This is a genomic window from Nocardia sp. NPDC059180, assembly GCF_042754945.1.
GTDB lineage: Bacteria > Actinomycetota > Actinomycetes > Mycobacteriales > Mycobacteriaceae > Nocardia.
In genome coordinates this window covers 403,198-417,237 of sequence record NZ_JBHZBU010000004.1, presented here as the reverse complement: position 1 = coordinate 417,237, position 14,040 = coordinate 403,198, and the positions used below count along the sequence as shown (strand labels likewise).

14 protein-coding genes are annotated in these 14,040 nt (G+C 65.3%); 5 read left to right on the top strand and 9 right to left on the bottom strand.

The window, feature by feature from the left end:
- Positions 1–101: 101 nt before the first annotated feature.
- From sdhC to ACFXNW_RS15990, 3 genes are all read left to right on the top strand, one after another.
- Positions 102–500, top strand: a complete 399-nt coding sequence (gene sdhC, locus ACFXNW_RS16000) for a succinate dehydrogenase, cytochrome b556 subunit (RefSeq protein ID WP_379418430.1) — start codon at positions 102–104, stop codon at positions 498–500.
- 12 nt (positions 501–512) lie between these two features.
- Positions 513–935 carry a succinate dehydrogenase gene (locus tag ACFXNW_RS15995; protein WP_379418429.1) on the top strand — a complete coding sequence of 141 codons (423 nt, stop codon included), beginning with the start codon at positions 513–515 and terminating at the stop codon, positions 933–935.
- Between the two features lie 115 nt (positions 936–1,050).
- Complete coding sequence (locus ACFXNW_RS15990) at positions 1,051–1,518, top strand: hypothetical protein (RefSeq protein ID WP_379418428.1); 468 nt, start codon at positions 1,051–1,053, stop codon at positions 1,516–1,518.
- A gap of 88 nt (positions 1,519–1,606) precedes the next feature.
- Here the strand turns inward: ACFXNW_RS15990 and ACFXNW_RS15985 are convergent, their stop codons facing one another.
- Positions 1,607–3,325: a hypothetical protein gene (locus ACFXNW_RS15985; protein WP_379418427.1), complete on the bottom strand. Its 1,719-nt coding sequence runs from the start codon at positions 3,323–3,325 to the stop codon at positions 1,607–1,609.
- 258 nt (positions 3,326–3,583) lie between these two features.
- On the opposite strand from ACFXNW_RS15985, the gene ACFXNW_RS15980 reads away from it, so the two are divergent.
- Positions 3,584–4,426: a hypothetical protein gene (locus ACFXNW_RS15980; RefSeq protein ID WP_379418426.1), complete on the top strand. Its 843-nt coding sequence runs from the start codon at positions 3,584–3,586 to the stop codon at positions 4,424–4,426.
- A 36-nt stretch (positions 4,427–4,462) separates the two neighbouring features.
- Here the strand turns inward: ACFXNW_RS15980 and ACFXNW_RS15975 are convergent, their stop codons facing one another.
- From ACFXNW_RS15975 to ACFXNW_RS15960, 4 genes are all read right to left on the bottom strand, one after another.
- Positions 4,463–5,428 carry a hypothetical protein gene (locus ACFXNW_RS15975; protein WP_379418425.1) on the bottom strand — a complete coding sequence of 322 codons (966 nt, stop codon included), beginning with the start codon at positions 5,426–5,428 and terminating at the stop codon, positions 4,463–4,465.
- A gap of 277 nt (positions 5,429–5,705) precedes the next feature.
- Entirely contained in the window at positions 5,706–7,451 is a 1,746-nt protein-coding gene (locus ACFXNW_RS15970) for a hypothetical protein (protein ID WP_379418424.1), read from the bottom strand.
- 159 nt (positions 7,452–7,610) lie between these two features.
- A complete protein-coding gene (locus ACFXNW_RS15965; RefSeq protein WP_379418423.1) occupies positions 7,611–8,567 on the bottom strand; it encodes an alpha/beta fold hydrolase in 957 nt (318 codons plus the stop codon).
- 121 nt (positions 8,568–8,688) lie between these two features.
- A complete protein-coding gene (locus ACFXNW_RS15960) occupies positions 8,689–9,138 on the bottom strand; it encodes a cupin domain-containing protein (protein WP_379418422.1) in 450 nt (149 codons plus the stop codon).
- Between the two features lie 78 nt (positions 9,139–9,216).
- Between ACFXNW_RS15960 and ACFXNW_RS15955 the strand changes: the two genes are divergently transcribed.
- A complete protein-coding gene (locus ACFXNW_RS15955; protein WP_379418421.1) occupies positions 9,217–9,828 on the top strand; it encodes a TetR/AcrR family transcriptional regulator in 612 nt (203 codons plus the stop codon).
- A gap of 286 nt (positions 9,829–10,114) precedes the next feature.
- Here ACFXNW_RS15955 and ACFXNW_RS15950 read toward each other — a convergent pair whose 3' ends face one another.
- The 4 genes from ACFXNW_RS15950 to ACFXNW_RS15935 form a co-directional block, all read right to left on the bottom strand.
- Positions 10,115–11,008 (bottom strand): Abi family protein, encoded by an 894-nt coding sequence (locus tag ACFXNW_RS15950; RefSeq protein ID WP_379418420.1) that lies wholly within the window; start codon positions 11,006–11,008, stop codon positions 10,115–10,117.
- A 116-nt stretch (positions 11,009–11,124) separates the two neighbouring features.
- On the bottom strand, positions 11,125–12,246 hold the full coding sequence (locus ACFXNW_RS15945) for an XRE family transcriptional regulator (RefSeq protein ID WP_379418419.1): 1,122 nt from the start codon (positions 12,244–12,246) through the stop codon (positions 11,125–11,127).
- Positions 12,239–12,940, bottom strand: a complete 702-nt coding sequence (locus ACFXNW_RS15940) for a hypothetical protein (RefSeq protein ID WP_379418418.1) — start codon at positions 12,938–12,940, stop codon at positions 12,239–12,241. Before ACFXNW_RS15940 ends, ACFXNW_RS15945 begins: the two co-directional genes overlap by 8 nt.
- A 759-nt stretch (positions 12,941–13,699) precedes the next feature.
- Complete coding sequence (locus tag ACFXNW_RS15935; RefSeq protein WP_379418417.1) at positions 13,700–13,918, bottom strand: hypothetical protein; 219 nt, start codon at positions 13,916–13,918, stop codon at positions 13,700–13,702.
- Positions 13,919–14,040 lie beyond the last annotated feature (122 nt).

The following is a 14,040-nucleotide window of genomic DNA, read 5'->3' as shown; positions in this document are numbered from 1 at the left end:
GCCTGCCACCCATCACATTCGGTGTCGCCTTTCCGTCTGTCCATTGGTTGTGCGGGTTGCGACCTGCGGCAGCTCTGTGACGTCCACAGGAAGGAGGATTCATGACCGCAACAGACATTCCTCATGTCGAAGCACGTCGGGTCCGTACGCAGTTCTATCGCGGCGGGCTGTCGATGTGGGCGTGGGTGGCACATCGGATCAGCGGCATGTTGATCTATGTGTTCGTACTGCTCCACGTGTCGGACAACTTGCTGCTCCGGGTATCGCCCGAGGCCTACAACGAGACGGTCTCCAGCTACAAGACCCTGATCGTCGGCATCGGCGAGATCGGATTGGTAGCCGCGCTGCTGGGCCACGGTCTCAACGGCGTCCGAATTGTCCTGGTCGATCTCTGGAGCAAGGGCCCGTCGAAGTCACGGCAGATGCTCTGGGTCGCCACCGGGCTTTGGGTGGCGCTGATGCTTCCCTTCCTCGTTCGCCATCTCTCCCACTACGTCTGATCGGCAGTCCCTATGGCCTACAACCTCGCATCCGCCACTGTCGGCGGTAACTTCGAAAAGTTCGCCTGGCTGTTCATGCGGTTGTCCGGCGTGCTGCTACTCGTGCTGGTTTTCGTGCACGTCTATTCCAACTTGATCGCGGGCGACGGTGTCTTCAAACTCGACTTCGCTTTCGTGGCCGGAAAATACGCCAGCCCGTTCTGGCAGCTGTGGGATTTCGGCATCCTGTGGCTGGCCGTGCTGCACGGCACCAATGGTGTGCGCGCGATCATCCTCGACTACGTATCGAGTCCGGCAAAGGCGTTCTGGCTCAGGATGTTCATCTACGGCGCTGCCGTGTTGATGCTGGTGAGTGGCACGTTCACAATCTTCACCTTCGACCCGTGTTTGACCGCCGCCGATCCGAACGACCTGCCGTCGTTCTGTTCGGAGTGACCGAAAGGATGCGTTCCATGAACGGTGCGCTCATCTTCAATATCGCGTTGGGCTGTGCGGCAGTCTTCATCACCTGGTTCTCGGTGTTCGCCATCATGAAGATCTTCCGCGACTGATGGCCGTCGACAGGAAGTTCGCCGCGCTGCTCGGTGGATCCGTCACGATGGCTGCGATTCTCGCGCTGGCCACCGCCGCGGTGTCGATGTTGCGAACCGCGACGCTACTCGGCATTTCGCTCGGCATCGCCTTATCCGTGTTCGCCGTCATGACCGGAACTCTCGTCATCCGCCAGATCAGCTTCGGATTATCCGCCGACAGGCTCTTTCGCCGAATGGAGGCCGAGAACGACGCGCGATGCTACGTGGAACTTCCCCGGTCGCCGTCCGGACGGGTGCCTGCGGAAGCGGCAGCGCAGTACCGAACCGAATGTATAAGTGCGGTGACCGCCCGGCCCGACGATTGGCGTGAGTGGTTCCTGCTAGCAGGCGCCCACCAGATCGCGCGCGATCACCGCAGGGCCGTCGAAGCATTGCGGCAAGCGACAGCGCTGAGCCGCAGCACACCGGTCACGACCCCGCCGTGACTGCCCTTCCCCATTCGACATCAGTAGCTACGGTGACGCCCGCTGATCGGCAACAACCGTCGGCCGAGGTGACCTCCGACGCCTGGGTTCAGCGAGCACCCGAGGAGCCGACGCCACCTCGCGGGCAGAACGAGCCCGTACACGGCGGCTCTTCCTCCGCGGGAAGCGACTGCCAGCTGATGTGCACTACCCCATTGGACTTTCCGGTGCCCGAAGTCCCCTGGTAATAGCGAACGTCCGTTGCGTCCGGTTCGGTGTAGGAACGCCCGCCGCCACCGGCTCCGCCGCCGCCGGAGTCACTGGCGATACTCGATCCGTGCCCACGGCCGCCACCGTTGTATCCGCCGCCGCCCCCACCGCCGGCGCCACCTTGCGAGCCGCCCGCCGGAGCGTCGGTGCCACGTCCACCATGCTTGGAGTTATTGCACCCGTGTCCCGGAGGCCGCCCACCGCAACCGCCAGAGCCTCCCTCACCGATATCGGAATTGCCGTCGCCGCTGTTGCCGTCGTGGGCCGGGTTCCCGCCTGCGCCGCCGTCGCCGCCCGCGCCGTCGTCTGCGCCACTGTTCCCACCCGCGCCGCCACCACCACCGGCGACGACCAGATAGCGCTTGCCGACCGGTGCGTGCGTTCCGCACGGACTGATCGTCGACTCGACCGCGGTGGAACCGCCGCCGCCCGCACCGGAGGCGGCGCCCGAACCCGGCGCCGTCCCGTGCCTGCCGCCGTGTCCGTCACCGAATCCGCCGTTGTCGTGCCCCCATTGCCCGACCGTCACAGCCAACTCGGTTCCCGGGGTGACGTCGACCGTCGCGGTCACACCCCCACCCGCGCCACCGATACCGGTGTCGCCGAAATGCCCTCCCCCGCCCCCGACCGCGTCGATGGTTACCGCGGTGACTCCCGTAGGAACACAGAAGAATTCGGTGTGTCCGCGGTATTCGAAGGTCTGGTAGCCGATCTTGCCGGTAGTGAGGATCACCGACCCGTTGCCTGATTCAGTACTGCTGCTGAAGACATGGTCGTGCACTCGATCACCGTCGACGTGGGACAGTCCGCCCCCACCGCCGTCACCGCCGCCGTTCAGGTTCTGGCCACTGCCGAGCTTCCCACCCTTGCCTGCGCGATACCCGCCGCCACCGCCGCCACCGGCACCTCCCGGCGCGTACGGCGGTGTACTCCCACCCGATACGCCCGCCTCGCCGTGGGTGGTGTGCAGGCATCCGCCACACGGTTCGGGCCCTGAACTGTTGCCGCCGACTGCACCGGCCTGCGCCGGGTTCCCGCCATTGCCGCCTTCACCGCCCCGGCCACCGTTGCCCTCATGTGAGGAGCCGCCACCTCCACCGCCCCCACCCGCGACGACCAGCGGGATTTCCCCCGACATAACAGCGGTCGCACCACCGCCGCCTCCACCGTCACCCGCATTCGGCGCAGGCTGCTCACCACGAGCCCCGCCACGGCCGTAACCCGATCGCCCACCATCCGCCCCACCCTCGCAACCCACGTAGATGGTGAGCACCTCATGCGGCTCCACCGAGATCATCCCGGTCGTCACACCCCCGAACCCACCGCGAGTACCTTCGCCGATGTTCTGCTGACCCGAGCCACCTTTGGCCAGCACCGATAGGTCCCGAACGCCCTCAGGCACCTGGAAGGATTGCCCGGTGTCACCATCGCATTCGAAACGTTGGCTCGTCGGCGCGGCCTGCGCCGGCGGCGGCGCGACCGCGACACTCCACGCCGCCGCGAGCACAGCACAACCCGCGATAGAGAAAACCCGCATACCCGACAACAAGCTGGACATAATTCCACCTCATCGAGCGCCAGAATGGTGAGACGACACTACGCTCAACCAGCGGTTTTACTGCTGACCGCGTCGCACTCCGGGCGTGTCGGAAGTAGCGCCGGACGTTCTGAAAGCCGCCGATAGGCAGATCAGCACCGCCCACGGCTCTCTCAGACCTGCCGCCCGAGCAGCAAGTCGGACAACGTCGGCCATTGCGCATAAACCTCCTCGCGCGAGACCACAACATCGACTCGTGCATTCGATACGCTTGCGGTCATGAACCGGCCGGACTGGAGCGCTCCGCCGACCTACGAGGAAGCGTTGGACATCGCCCGCAGTCTGGCGGCGGATCCTGACACTCTCACCCCGTATCGGCACCAAGAGCTCGAAACCGCCCGCTACGGGCGAGGTTTCGCGTTCTTGCAGACGATCCGCAACGATCACGGAAATATGGACGGTTATGTCCTGGTGGCCACGACGGCTCACGGCAGTGGCGTGCTGTTGCCGGGCGAACGAACCATCGATGCGGTGATCGCCGAACACCTGGCCCGCGCCGAACATGCCAACAGAGACATCCCCGACAGCGAACTCTCGGTGGCGCACCGCGTGGCGCTAGAAGCCTACGATATCGGTCTCACGTGCATAGACGAGCTGCCCGGGCGCAGAGCGATCGATGCCGAAACAGCCGACTACGCCGCGTTCGTCCTTATCGTCCTCCTTCGCAACCACATCCCCGGAGCCTCCGGGCGTAATATCCTCGCCCGCAATGATTCCCTGATGCGTAGCCCGACTCCCGGACGTCGACACACCCAACCCTGCCCGCGTTGCGAGCGGCCGGCGATCTACCTGGACAGCTACCCTCGCGCGGTCTGCGATCACTGCCGCGGCCGCACCACCGACCGCACTGGGCGCCCGGTTACCGGATTCAACACCCATCTCAGTGGTGGAATGATTGCCTATTACACCGACATGATCGAGCGCTCGGACGGCTCTGCCTCCCCGCATGAAGAATGCGTCGAGGTCACGAGGACCGGCGCGTGCTTGATAGACGGACACCCCGCGACCATGCAGGAGGCGCGGTTCGGTGGGATAGTCGTCCAGACGGCCCCCGACTACTAGTGCCGACGCGACTGCGAGGCTCCACGGCGTCGTGGGTCATGCAGGCTGTTGCCACAAGCTCATGAAGATGATTTTCGCGTCGATCTGTGAGTTCGCTCCGGCTCCACCGATGCCCTGGTGTGCCTCGGCGAAAGTCCAGGCGCCGACATTGAGTTCGTATTGGGCGTTGGCCTCCATCGTCCAGCGCACCTCGATGACCGCGCCGGTTCCGAAACCGCCGCTGTCATAGCTGTAGTCCTCCGACGGATCGAACAGGGTTCCGCTGACTCGGCCACGGAAACGCTTCTCGAACGCGAGGGCCTGCAGAACCCCGTCACGCATCACCGTCATTTCGCATCCGGCCTCAACTGTGGCATCGGCGTCCAGCCCTGCGGATGCGACGCCGAAGTCTTGGGTGGACCGCAGCGAGCGCGCCATGCAGTGGACGCGGCGATCGGAGCGAAGCGCCACACCGAAGCCTGCGTGTGCGTTGACGAAGACGCTGCCGTCGGAGCCGAGCGTGTTACCCGCATGAGAGTCGAGTGCGGAGCGGCCGGTCTCCATCGTGAGGATCCGGCTGCGCGGTGGGCCGCCGTTCAGGTCGTGCCAGAACCAGGAGAAGTCGTAGGGAATCTGGAAGATCCGCGTGGGCAGACCTTCGAAGTCGCGGAGCATGGCGAAGGAGTTGTCGAGCTCGATCGGCGATACCTGCCGCGGAGGGTTTCCGTCACTCACCGGCAGTTCGGTGGTGCCGAGGATTCGGGCACGTTGGCGTTCGGCCGCCGACCGCAAGGCGTCGGCGCTACGCGGATCGTTGCGGACGTGGTCGAGAAGCGGCTGCCGCAACGCCTCGGCAGAGGCGCGATCTTCGGCGTCGAGTTCGCGCCTGCGCGCGGTCTCGGTGCTGTGATGTACGGCGAGCGCATGGATCGAATTCCGGACTGCCTGCCTGCTCTCCTCCGGGACCCGGTCGTCGAAATCGATCTCCACCGTCGATGTGACGGCGTCGGGATAGGTGGTCATCGTTGCTCCTTTCACGCTGAGCACCGCCCCCGTATCGTTCGCCATCCAGCAACCGGCCAGCACGAGTACCGAACTACTCGACTTTTCCTCCGGAGCCAGTGAGCCGCAGCCGGGACCTCGGCCTCGGCGGGTAGCCCTTCTGCGCGAGGTATCTACTCGTGGAGCGTCGGTGCATGTTTCGAACTAGCGCAAAGCCCTGCGCGTCGCGAAGAGCAGGACCTGCCGGTGGCAATCGGCCCCCTTCATCCGGAGAATGGCGCCGACTGCTCTGTTCAGGTCACCGGACGGTGAGCTCGGGCTCGTTGGGCACGTGCTGTGCCGTCAGCGCGAGAGAGTCTCCGGTGTCGTGCGCGATCGGTTCGGACGCGATCAGAATGTTCGGTTCCAGGTCGGGCGCAGGTTCTTTGTCGATCGTGCTCGGCGCGTGGTCGTCGGCCGCATACCTGACCGCCAGCCCCTGCTGGTTGCGGGCGATCGTTTCGGGGTGCGTTTCTATCGTCTCCGTACGCGCAGCGTGCTGCTCTGGTCCTGCGGAATCCGGAGTCGTCTGCTCATCCGCGGCAGTGAGCGCCGGCTCCGCAGGAGGCTGGTCCAGCGCTGCGGGTGCAGGCTCGACCGACCGCTCGCGCAGCGCAGCAGGCACACGGTCCACCGACCGCCCGCTCGGCGCAGCGGGGGCCGACTCCACCGAACGCTCGTGCAGCGCAGCGGGCGCACGTTCCACCGACCGTTCACTCGGCGCAGCTGGCGTCGGCTCCACCGAATGCTCGAGGGGTGCCGACTCGGTCTGCTCGCTGATCTTGATCCGGTGGAGTGTCTTTCGCACTGCAGCCGCCAACCGGGCGTCGAGCTCGGCTTCACCGGTGTCAGCGTCGGCATCGGCACTGTCCGGCTGCACCGCGGCAGACCGCCCGGCGGGCAGCGGTGTAGTGGCCAGCCACAGCTCGGTGAACGGAGGCGCGGGCACAGCCTTCGCGGATTCGGTGGCGGGCGCCTCGATCTCGTTCTGCTCAGTGGGCTGCTCGGTCGCGGCAACTGTGCTCGGTTCGCGCCGATCAGCGTCGGCCGGAAGCGGCACCTCCACATCGGCGGGCCGTTCCTGAACACTGGTCTGGTGCTCGCCGACGGGGCGAGCGGTCGCGGGCTGCTCGGTGAGGATGCTCGGCAGGATCTGATTACCGGCTCCGCCGACCTGGGTGAGCGCCGCCAGCCGCTCCTGGAGATCTTCATGGTCGGGCACCGCAGCGGTCGCCTGCTCGATCGCCCGCCCATATCTCTCGGCGACCAGCCGGTGCGTCACGAGTGCGACACCGATCATGATCGGCGCGATCGCGTGGATGCCGATGCCGGTGAGGTCGCCTGTCTTGAAGTAGGGGAAGATGTTCAGGGCGATGCTCGCGGTCAGCAATACGCCCTCGACGGTGTAGACCTGCCACAACCGCTCGATCACGCCCCACTCGGCGGTATCGCCGGTGGACAGCATCAGCGCGACGAGGACCGCGCTGATGAGCGCTTCCAAGCCGTAGGACAGCCAGAACATCGGGTTGGTCACGCCGCCGGTTGGGGCGATGTTCTGCTGCACCGTGACCGCGGAGAACAGCATCGAGAACGCGACCACACCGGCGAGCAGCCCAAGCACCCGCGGCTTGCGCTGATGCAGCCGAGCGACTTTCGCATGCGGGCTGCTGCTGTGGCGCTGTTCCCCGATCGCCTGCGCGGCCCGCAGCAGATCCGCTGCCTCACGTTCGGCCAGCTGGGACGCCGTGCGCCGCACCCGCTCCGCGGCATCGGCGGCGGCCTGGATCCGCGCCCGCTGCTCATGGCGTTCGTAGTCACGCACGAGCTCGGCCAACTCGCGGGATGCGGTGAGCTCACGCTCCGACAGGGCTGTCAGCAGAGCCGGATCGTCCTGGTGCGCCAACCGCTCATGCGCAATCTGCACCCGGTCCGGCAGCGCACCGGCCATCAAGTCATCCACCGGCGGCGCCATCGTCGGCGCGTGGGTCGTCAAACGACGGAGCATCAGCACACAACCTTTCCGGCGATCGAGTGTTCCAGACGCACTGCGCCAGAGCAGACCCGGCCGTCGACATCATTCCGTAGGCAGCGACGACCGTCACACCCGACACCGAAAGATGTGCCGTCTCCGAAACGTTGAGGGCTGACAGACGTCTGCGACGAACTAGGCGGCGAGCGCAAACGCGGCGGTTGCGGCGCTATCGGTGTCGCCCGCTCGCGTGATCAACCGGGCGATGGCTCGGGCGACCTCGACCGGCTGCTCGAGGATCACCGAGTGGCCTGCGCCGTCGATCATCACCAGGTCCGCGTAGTCGATGGCCGCGGCCATCGCGACCGAATGCGACGGCGGGGTCATCAGGTCTGCGGAGCCGCACAGCACCAGCGTCGGGATCGTCGACAGGGCGGGCAGCGCATCGGTGCGGTCGTAGGTCATGAAGGCGCTCAGGAAGCTCGCCATCGTCACGATCGGCGTCTCATTGTGCATCGCGTAAGCCAGGGCCAGTACGCGGGCGCTGACCTTGCGATTGCCGAATTCGGCGGTGCGGACGACCGGCGCGAAGACTGTGCAGGCCACCCGCTTGGCCTGCTGCATCAAGCGCGGCGCCCGGCGGACAGCCGCTTGGAAACCGGCAATGATCGGGTGCCGCAGCAGCCGCCCGAAGCCCGCGTCGGCGAGCCCGCTCGCAGCGGTCGCGATGAGCCCGACACCGACGATGCGGGTACCGACCTCGTGCTGATTCTGGCTGACATAGGTCAACACGGCCATGCCGCCCATCGAGTGACCGACGAGAACGACCGGCCCGGCGGGGGCGACCACGTCGAGCACATCGCGCAGATCGTGACCGAGTTGTTCGAGGTTGTAGCTCTGCCTCGACGCCGCCGCAGAATCGCCGTGACCGCGATGGTCGTAGCACACGACCCGCGCACCCGGGTTCTCGCGCAGCAGCGCATCGCGGACATCGGCCCACGACTCGGTGCGCAGGCAATGACCGTGCACGAGGACAACAGTCAGATCCGCATCCCGTCGGCCGTACTCGCGCACCGCCAGCTCCACCCCGTCATCGGCCGAAACCGTGGCACGGCGCTCTGCCGAGCGGGCAAATATGCTGGTGATCGACATCAGAGCCTCCGGTCCACGTGCGGTGACGTGGTCAACTCTGCGCCGATTCAGCCGCCTTTTTCAGAGCCCCGAGTGCTGAGCCCCGCTCCCCCGAGGGTGAACAGAACCCCCACCTAGGTGTTCAGAACGGCGGAGGCCCGATGATCGTGATCCCACCGTTGGCGGCAGCGCTGACTGAAAGCAAATCGAAGTCTGTTTGCTGAGCCGAGCCGTCGATCGGCTCACTCGCACCGAGGAAGAACGCCTCACACTCACACCCGGGCTGGATGACAAGCACGCGAGCATGTTCGCTTTCCACGAGAAATGCGTGCGGGGTTTCGCTCGGCACCCATATGTAGTCGCCGGCGTCGAGCATGTGGTCGTCGTCGCCGACCCGGAACCGTAGGGAGCCTTCGAGCACCCACATCGACTCCGCGATCGGGTGGGTGTGTAATGGCGTCCGCTTCCCGCCGTCGAGATCGACCTCGACCACAAGAAGCCCGTCCTGGGCCTCTGCCCGGCCGAGCTTCCAGGTCCATATTCCACCGCCATAAAACCAGCGCCGTTCGCCTTCGCCAGAACGCCGCACCACCCCGGCCGTTGAAGTTTGCATGATGTACTCCTTCGTGGGATTACAGTCCCATGATAGACCTCGGGTACCATGAACGCCATGGGCGAGGACTACCTGGAGTCGGGAAGAGTTCGACAAAAGCTGCGCACTCGCGAAGATCTGATCGCCGCCGCTCGTCGGCTGATCGAAGGTGGCGACACACCCAGGGTCGAAGAGGCGGCTGAGGCGTCGGGGATCTCACGAACGACGGCCTACCGGTACTTCCGGACCCAGGCGGAGCTGCTGGCTGCCGCATTCCCCGAAGTCGCGGTTCGCTCTTTGTTGCCCTCACCTGCGCCGGAAGACACAGTTGACCGCGTTCACGCCGTCACGTCTTCCATCATTGATGTGGTCGAACGTACCGAGAGCCAGCAACGAGCCATGCTGCGCTTGTCGCTGGGTGATGCGCCACATGAACTGCCGCTGCGGAAAGGCCGCGCGATCGGCTGGCTGGAGGAAGCACTCGAACCGTCGCGCGAAACCATGGGCGCGGAGTCGATCAAACAACTGGCAATCGCGATTCGAAGCATCTGCGGGATCGAGGCGCGCGTGTGGCTCAGCGATGTCGCCGGACTCGACTCGCACGACATACGTGCGCTTCAACTCTGGGCAGCAACCGCGCTCGTCGAGCGGGCAGCCGTGGAGCCCCCGCCCGGGAGATCAAGTTCCTGACGCATGGCGCCCTTGGGCGCTACTTGCTCACACGTTGAACCTGAACTCGACCCTCTTGACATCCAACATCCGCACGTCAAATGCCCTGTTCCGCGCCCACCTAACGTTCCGAAGCCGAATAACCTCTGTGCGGCTCCCGACCCCGCCTCCAGCGACTCGCTCGCTGCGATGTTGGCATCAGGGGTAGTCGACTTGTTCCGGTCGGGTACGTAGTTGCTGAGCGTCGGCGACTCGACCGCCTGCATAAGGCAGGTGCTCTATGGACTGCCTATGAGTCACGCTGATGTCAGGCCTCGTGGTCGCTCGGGTTCTGCGGGTGGGCAAGTCCCCGCCAGAACGGAGAATCGCGAGGGTGCTGCTGCGTGAGCACCGGCAGGACGGGTTTCGCAGTCTTACTGCGGACCAGCACGTCATCGAGCGAAGCAACGACGTCCAGCACCGAGCGCGGATCGAACTGACCGGACTGCCTCTTGGCCTTAACGCGCACGTTGTTCGGTGTGGGGCCAGCGTCGATGATGGAGTGGTGCCACAGCCGGCTGTGATGAGCAAAGCGATTACGGAGGTAGACCAGGGCCCTCACCCGGTAGGCAAAACCGCTCTTTGCTACTCCGATGCTGGTCGCGACGGCTTCGGGTAGCGTGCCCAGTGCCCCACGCTCGATGCACTTTGACAGTGTGCCGAACGACCAGGCCTCGACGGCCGACCAGACGGGCAGTTCGCTAAAGTCCTGCGCGCCTGCGTCCCTGGTCTTGAATCGCAGAATGTGGCGCTCCTTGCTCCGCTCAATGTCGCGCAAGCATGACTCGACGGTTCGTTCGCCCTGGCCTACATCGGTGTAAAAATCTTCCTTGAGGTACCGCCCGCATGGCCCGTGCGCATATGCGATCACACGCGCCGTATGGGTCCGTAGCAGTAACTCAACACGGGCGAGTGGCGGTGCGAGCATCGTCCGCAGCGCCTCGTCTGCTTCGTAAATCGCCCGGATCTCATGGAAGGTCGTGCCTGGACGGAAGTCATCGTCGCCCAGGTGTGGAGCCTGCTGGAAGTACCGCGCGTAACCGGAGAACCTGTAGTAGTTGTTCGCGGTGAGGAATGCGGAACACCCAGCCTCATCCTCGATGACAAGACCCCGTTGCTGCAGGAGCTCAATCTGCTCCCCCACGGACAGGCTCGGCTTCACAGACCCCCCGGAAAGAAAAGGCCCCTCCCATTTGAGCTTCAAAGAGAGGCTTGGGAGGGGGACGATTGGAACCAGCATAGCTCATGAGCAGAGTCGGCGCCAGCCGCCGCTGGGCATCAGTTGTTGCCTACGAGGCGCAGTACTGGCCGCTGGTCGGCCTCTCCGAGCAGGTCGCGAACCTGCAGTGGGCTGATCTTCAGGACATCGGCGAGAGCCGGGATACTCACGCCGTGGTCGCCGGCGAGTTCGGCTGCCTTACTCAGCAGTGTCGGCACCTCCCCCGGATACGCGCTCGTCGGATCGGCGGACGGGTCGATGACCACAGCGAGGCGTTGGTACGCCCGGCGCGCGGACGACTCGGTGGTGCGGCCGCGCTCGACCATCCGGCGGACCAGCGAGTGGGGCGAGACGCCCCAAGTCCTGCCCAGCCGGTCGAGAGCGGCCAGATCGAACCGCTGGGGTAGGGCAGCATCCATTGACGCGGCCGGCGTGAGGAATGCGGCGGCGAATTCGTCGGCCTCATTCTCGATGGCTGCACTGTGCTCGCCGGAGTCGGCATGCAGCAGCAAGTGCCCAATCTCATGCGCAATCGAGAATCGGTGGGTAAATACGTTTTCGGTCCGCCGAGGGGTCGTGATGATGATCGGACGGTCGACAATCACAACGGAGAAGGCATCGACGGCGTCGATCTCGCCGAGCGGGCGCACAGCGACGACGATGCCGCGGGACTCAGCCGTGGCGACCAGGTGCTTGACTGGGCCGTCGGGCAGGCCCCAGTGCTGGCGCAGAAGCGCGGCGGCCTCGGCGGGCGCAGTGCCCCGGTTAACCTCAGGGAGGTCGGCCTCGGGAAGCTTGATGTGTCGCTCAAGCGCGAATGTCAACTCCCACACCAAAGTCGCGGTGGCCAGTGCCTTTTGGCGGTCGCTCACGCGCGCCGAACGCAGGCTCCGGAAGTGGGCATTTACGGTGTCGATGCGGGCCAGGGGACGACCGACGCCGAAGAAGCCAGGGCGGACATCCAGGGCCTTCGCCAAGCGGTCGAGCACGTCGGCGCGCGGTGAGTTAACCCCGGCCTCGTAGTGGCCGATCGCGGCTGCCGACACTCCTACCTCGGCCGCCAGGTCGGACTTCGTCACTGAACGACGGACACGAGCTTGGGTTAGCCGCGCCGGTTCGAAACGGCCGTGCGTCTGCCCAGAGCCGGGTAGGTCGAACAGGCGCGGGGTACCATCACGCATCTGGATGCGTCCCCTCCTGCTTCTGCAGCTCGACGACGGGGCCGACCGGGGTGCCACTATCGAACGACTCGACGTCCGAAGTCGCGCGTTCAAAGTCGGCCTCGGGCTGCCAGATGGCTTCATGCCCGTGCAGCTTGACCTTGCCTGCGTCGTCGAGGACAGCGACAGCCCACTCGATCGACTGCAACTGCCGCGGCGACGAATGGACCATGACAAGCACTAGAGGCATTGTGTCACCGACCGCCGCCACCAGGCGCTCGACGATGGCCTCGTCAGTGTTCTCGGCCGCCTCGTTGTCCGGCTCGGGCGCCTCCTCGAAGCCAGGCTCGAAAAGCATAGGGTCTGGAGGCTGGGCAGCAAAGCCGTTCATCCGCGTCGGGCTGGACGCGAAGTTACTGACCGCGTTCGGGGTGCCCGGCACCCGCCAGACATACACCAGGCAGTCGTTGACTACGGGAAACTCGTGCCCTGCAGGGGCTAGCTTGTGCGACTGAAAGCCGCGATCGGCCAGCGCCTGGTGGGCGTCATCGAGGAGATCGCGCCACTGACTGCCAAAGCCCATCGAGTACCGCGACCCCGAAGCCAGGTGCGCGTCTGCTGCGCGGTCGTGCCTGGAACGGACAACTTCGACGAGCAGTTCACGGATGCCGGGAGCGTGGAAGCCGAGAGCATCGGCGGGCGAATGGAAAACCATGTTGGACTCCTGAATTCGCGTCCGGATCCGCGTAGTCGGCCAGAACTGAAACTTCAGTATGACACGCGATTCGCGCACATTCGCTTCAGTCAGGATCGGCGTGGCGCCGCAGCCGCAGGAACCAGGCCAGGCGAGTCGAAATATGGATAACGGTCACCGGCCGCCGCTACCTCCCCGAACTAGTAACCGACACCCTCCTTTACGGCTGACAAAACGCATGCTCAAGCCAAATTTCGCACTGAACGAACCGGCCAGGGTTCTGCCCCGACGGAACGACTGAGCCTCCACCCAGAAGCGACGGACGCACCGCCCTACTTCTTCGCAGACGCTAATCCGCTACGGAATTCGACCGGGGTCCGATCGAATACCTGCACGTCAAACGCACTGTTCACCCCTCGGCTCACGTTCCGAAGCCAAATAACCTCTGCGCCAACACCTGCGGCCCCACTACCGCAGGCCCACTCTCCCGCCACCAGCCCCGTGCACCTAGCTCTAGCGGGCTCAAGCGCGCGCTCATGCCGATTTCAGAATGGGTGGAGCTGTCCCTGGCCTGGCTTGTCGGGTGAGCTGGTCCGGCCCGGCCTCCTCGGGGCTCTGGAGCGACCTCAGCATAGAGCGCGTCATTACCCCCGGGCTACACCCACATCGACACAGTCCTGGGCGCACCGCTCCAGAACGACGGCCACCCCGACCAGATCGTCGTCGAGATCGCGAGATTCACCCGCAGGGTGACCAACTGAGCCACGCCGGTCCACGGCGCTAACCGCGCGCCGCGCTAGCGCTACCTTCGAGCGTCACCCGCAACCATGTAATGAGCGTGCAGATCAGTCGCAGGCTCCGATCCGTGCCGTCCGGCAGGAAGGGCAGCACCAGCAATGACGGAACGCTCGCCAGCACGATGATCAGCAGCGGCACCAGCGCCACCGTCACCAGAGCGAGACGCGGGGCGCCATGGAGTAGAGCCAGAAATGAAGTCATCGCAACCACCTTCGTTCGAGGCCGAGCCGCTTGCCGCCTCGGTCGTGGGTTCAGTGATAGAGCCGGTAACGGTTGTGCTGCCAGCCATCTCGGACGCCCGGACAGTACGACCCGCTACGCTG

What these genes read in the sequence shown, in the direction of transcription:
- ACFXNW_RS15970 (WP_379418424.1), bottom strand. Translation starts at nt 7,451, where the DNA reads ATGCTCCGTCGTTTGACGACCCACGCGCCGACGATGGCGCCGCCGGTG.
- ACFXNW_RS15945 (WP_379418419.1), bottom strand. Translation starts at nt 12,246, where the DNA reads ATGCGTGATGGTACCCCGCGCCTGTTCGACCTACCCGGCTCTGGGCAG.
- ACFXNW_RS15955 (WP_379418421.1), top strand. Translation starts at nt 9,217, where the DNA reads ATGGGCGAGGACTACCTGGAGTCGGGAAGAGTTCGACAAAAGCTGCGC.
- sdhC (WP_379418430.1), top strand. Translation starts at nt 102, where the DNA reads ATGACCGCAACAGACATTCCTCATGTCGAAGCACGTCGGGTCCGTACG.
- ACFXNW_RS15980 (WP_379418426.1), top strand. Translation starts at nt 3,584, where the DNA reads ATGAACCGGCCGGACTGGAGCGCTCCGCCGACCTACGAGGAAGCGTTG.
- ACFXNW_RS15995 (WP_379418429.1), top strand. Translation starts at nt 513, where the DNA reads ATGGCCTACAACCTCGCATCCGCCACTGTCGGCGGTAACTTCGAAAAG.
- ACFXNW_RS15965 (WP_379418423.1), bottom strand. Translation starts at nt 8,567, where the DNA reads ATGTCGATCACCAGCATATTTGCCCGCTCGGCAGAGCGCCGTGCCACG.
- ACFXNW_RS15990 (WP_379418428.1), top strand. Translation starts at nt 1,051, where the DNA reads ATGGCCGTCGACAGGAAGTTCGCCGCGCTGCTCGGTGGATCCGTCACG.
- ACFXNW_RS15940 (WP_379418418.1), bottom strand. Translation starts at nt 12,940, where the DNA reads ATGGTTTTCCATTCGCCCGCCGATGCTCTCGGCTTCCACGCTCCCGGC.
- ACFXNW_RS15935 (WP_379418417.1), bottom strand. Translation starts at nt 13,918, where the DNA reads ATGACTTCATTTCTGGCTCTACTCCATGGCGCCCCGCGTCTCGCTCTG.
- ACFXNW_RS15975 (WP_379418425.1), bottom strand. Translation starts at nt 5,428, where the DNA reads ATGACCACCTATCCCGACGCCGTCACATCGACGGTGGAGATCGATTTC.
- ACFXNW_RS15985 (WP_379418427.1), bottom strand. Translation starts at nt 3,325, where the DNA reads ATGTCCAGCTTGTTGTCGGGTATGCGGGTTTTCTCTATCGCGGGTTGT.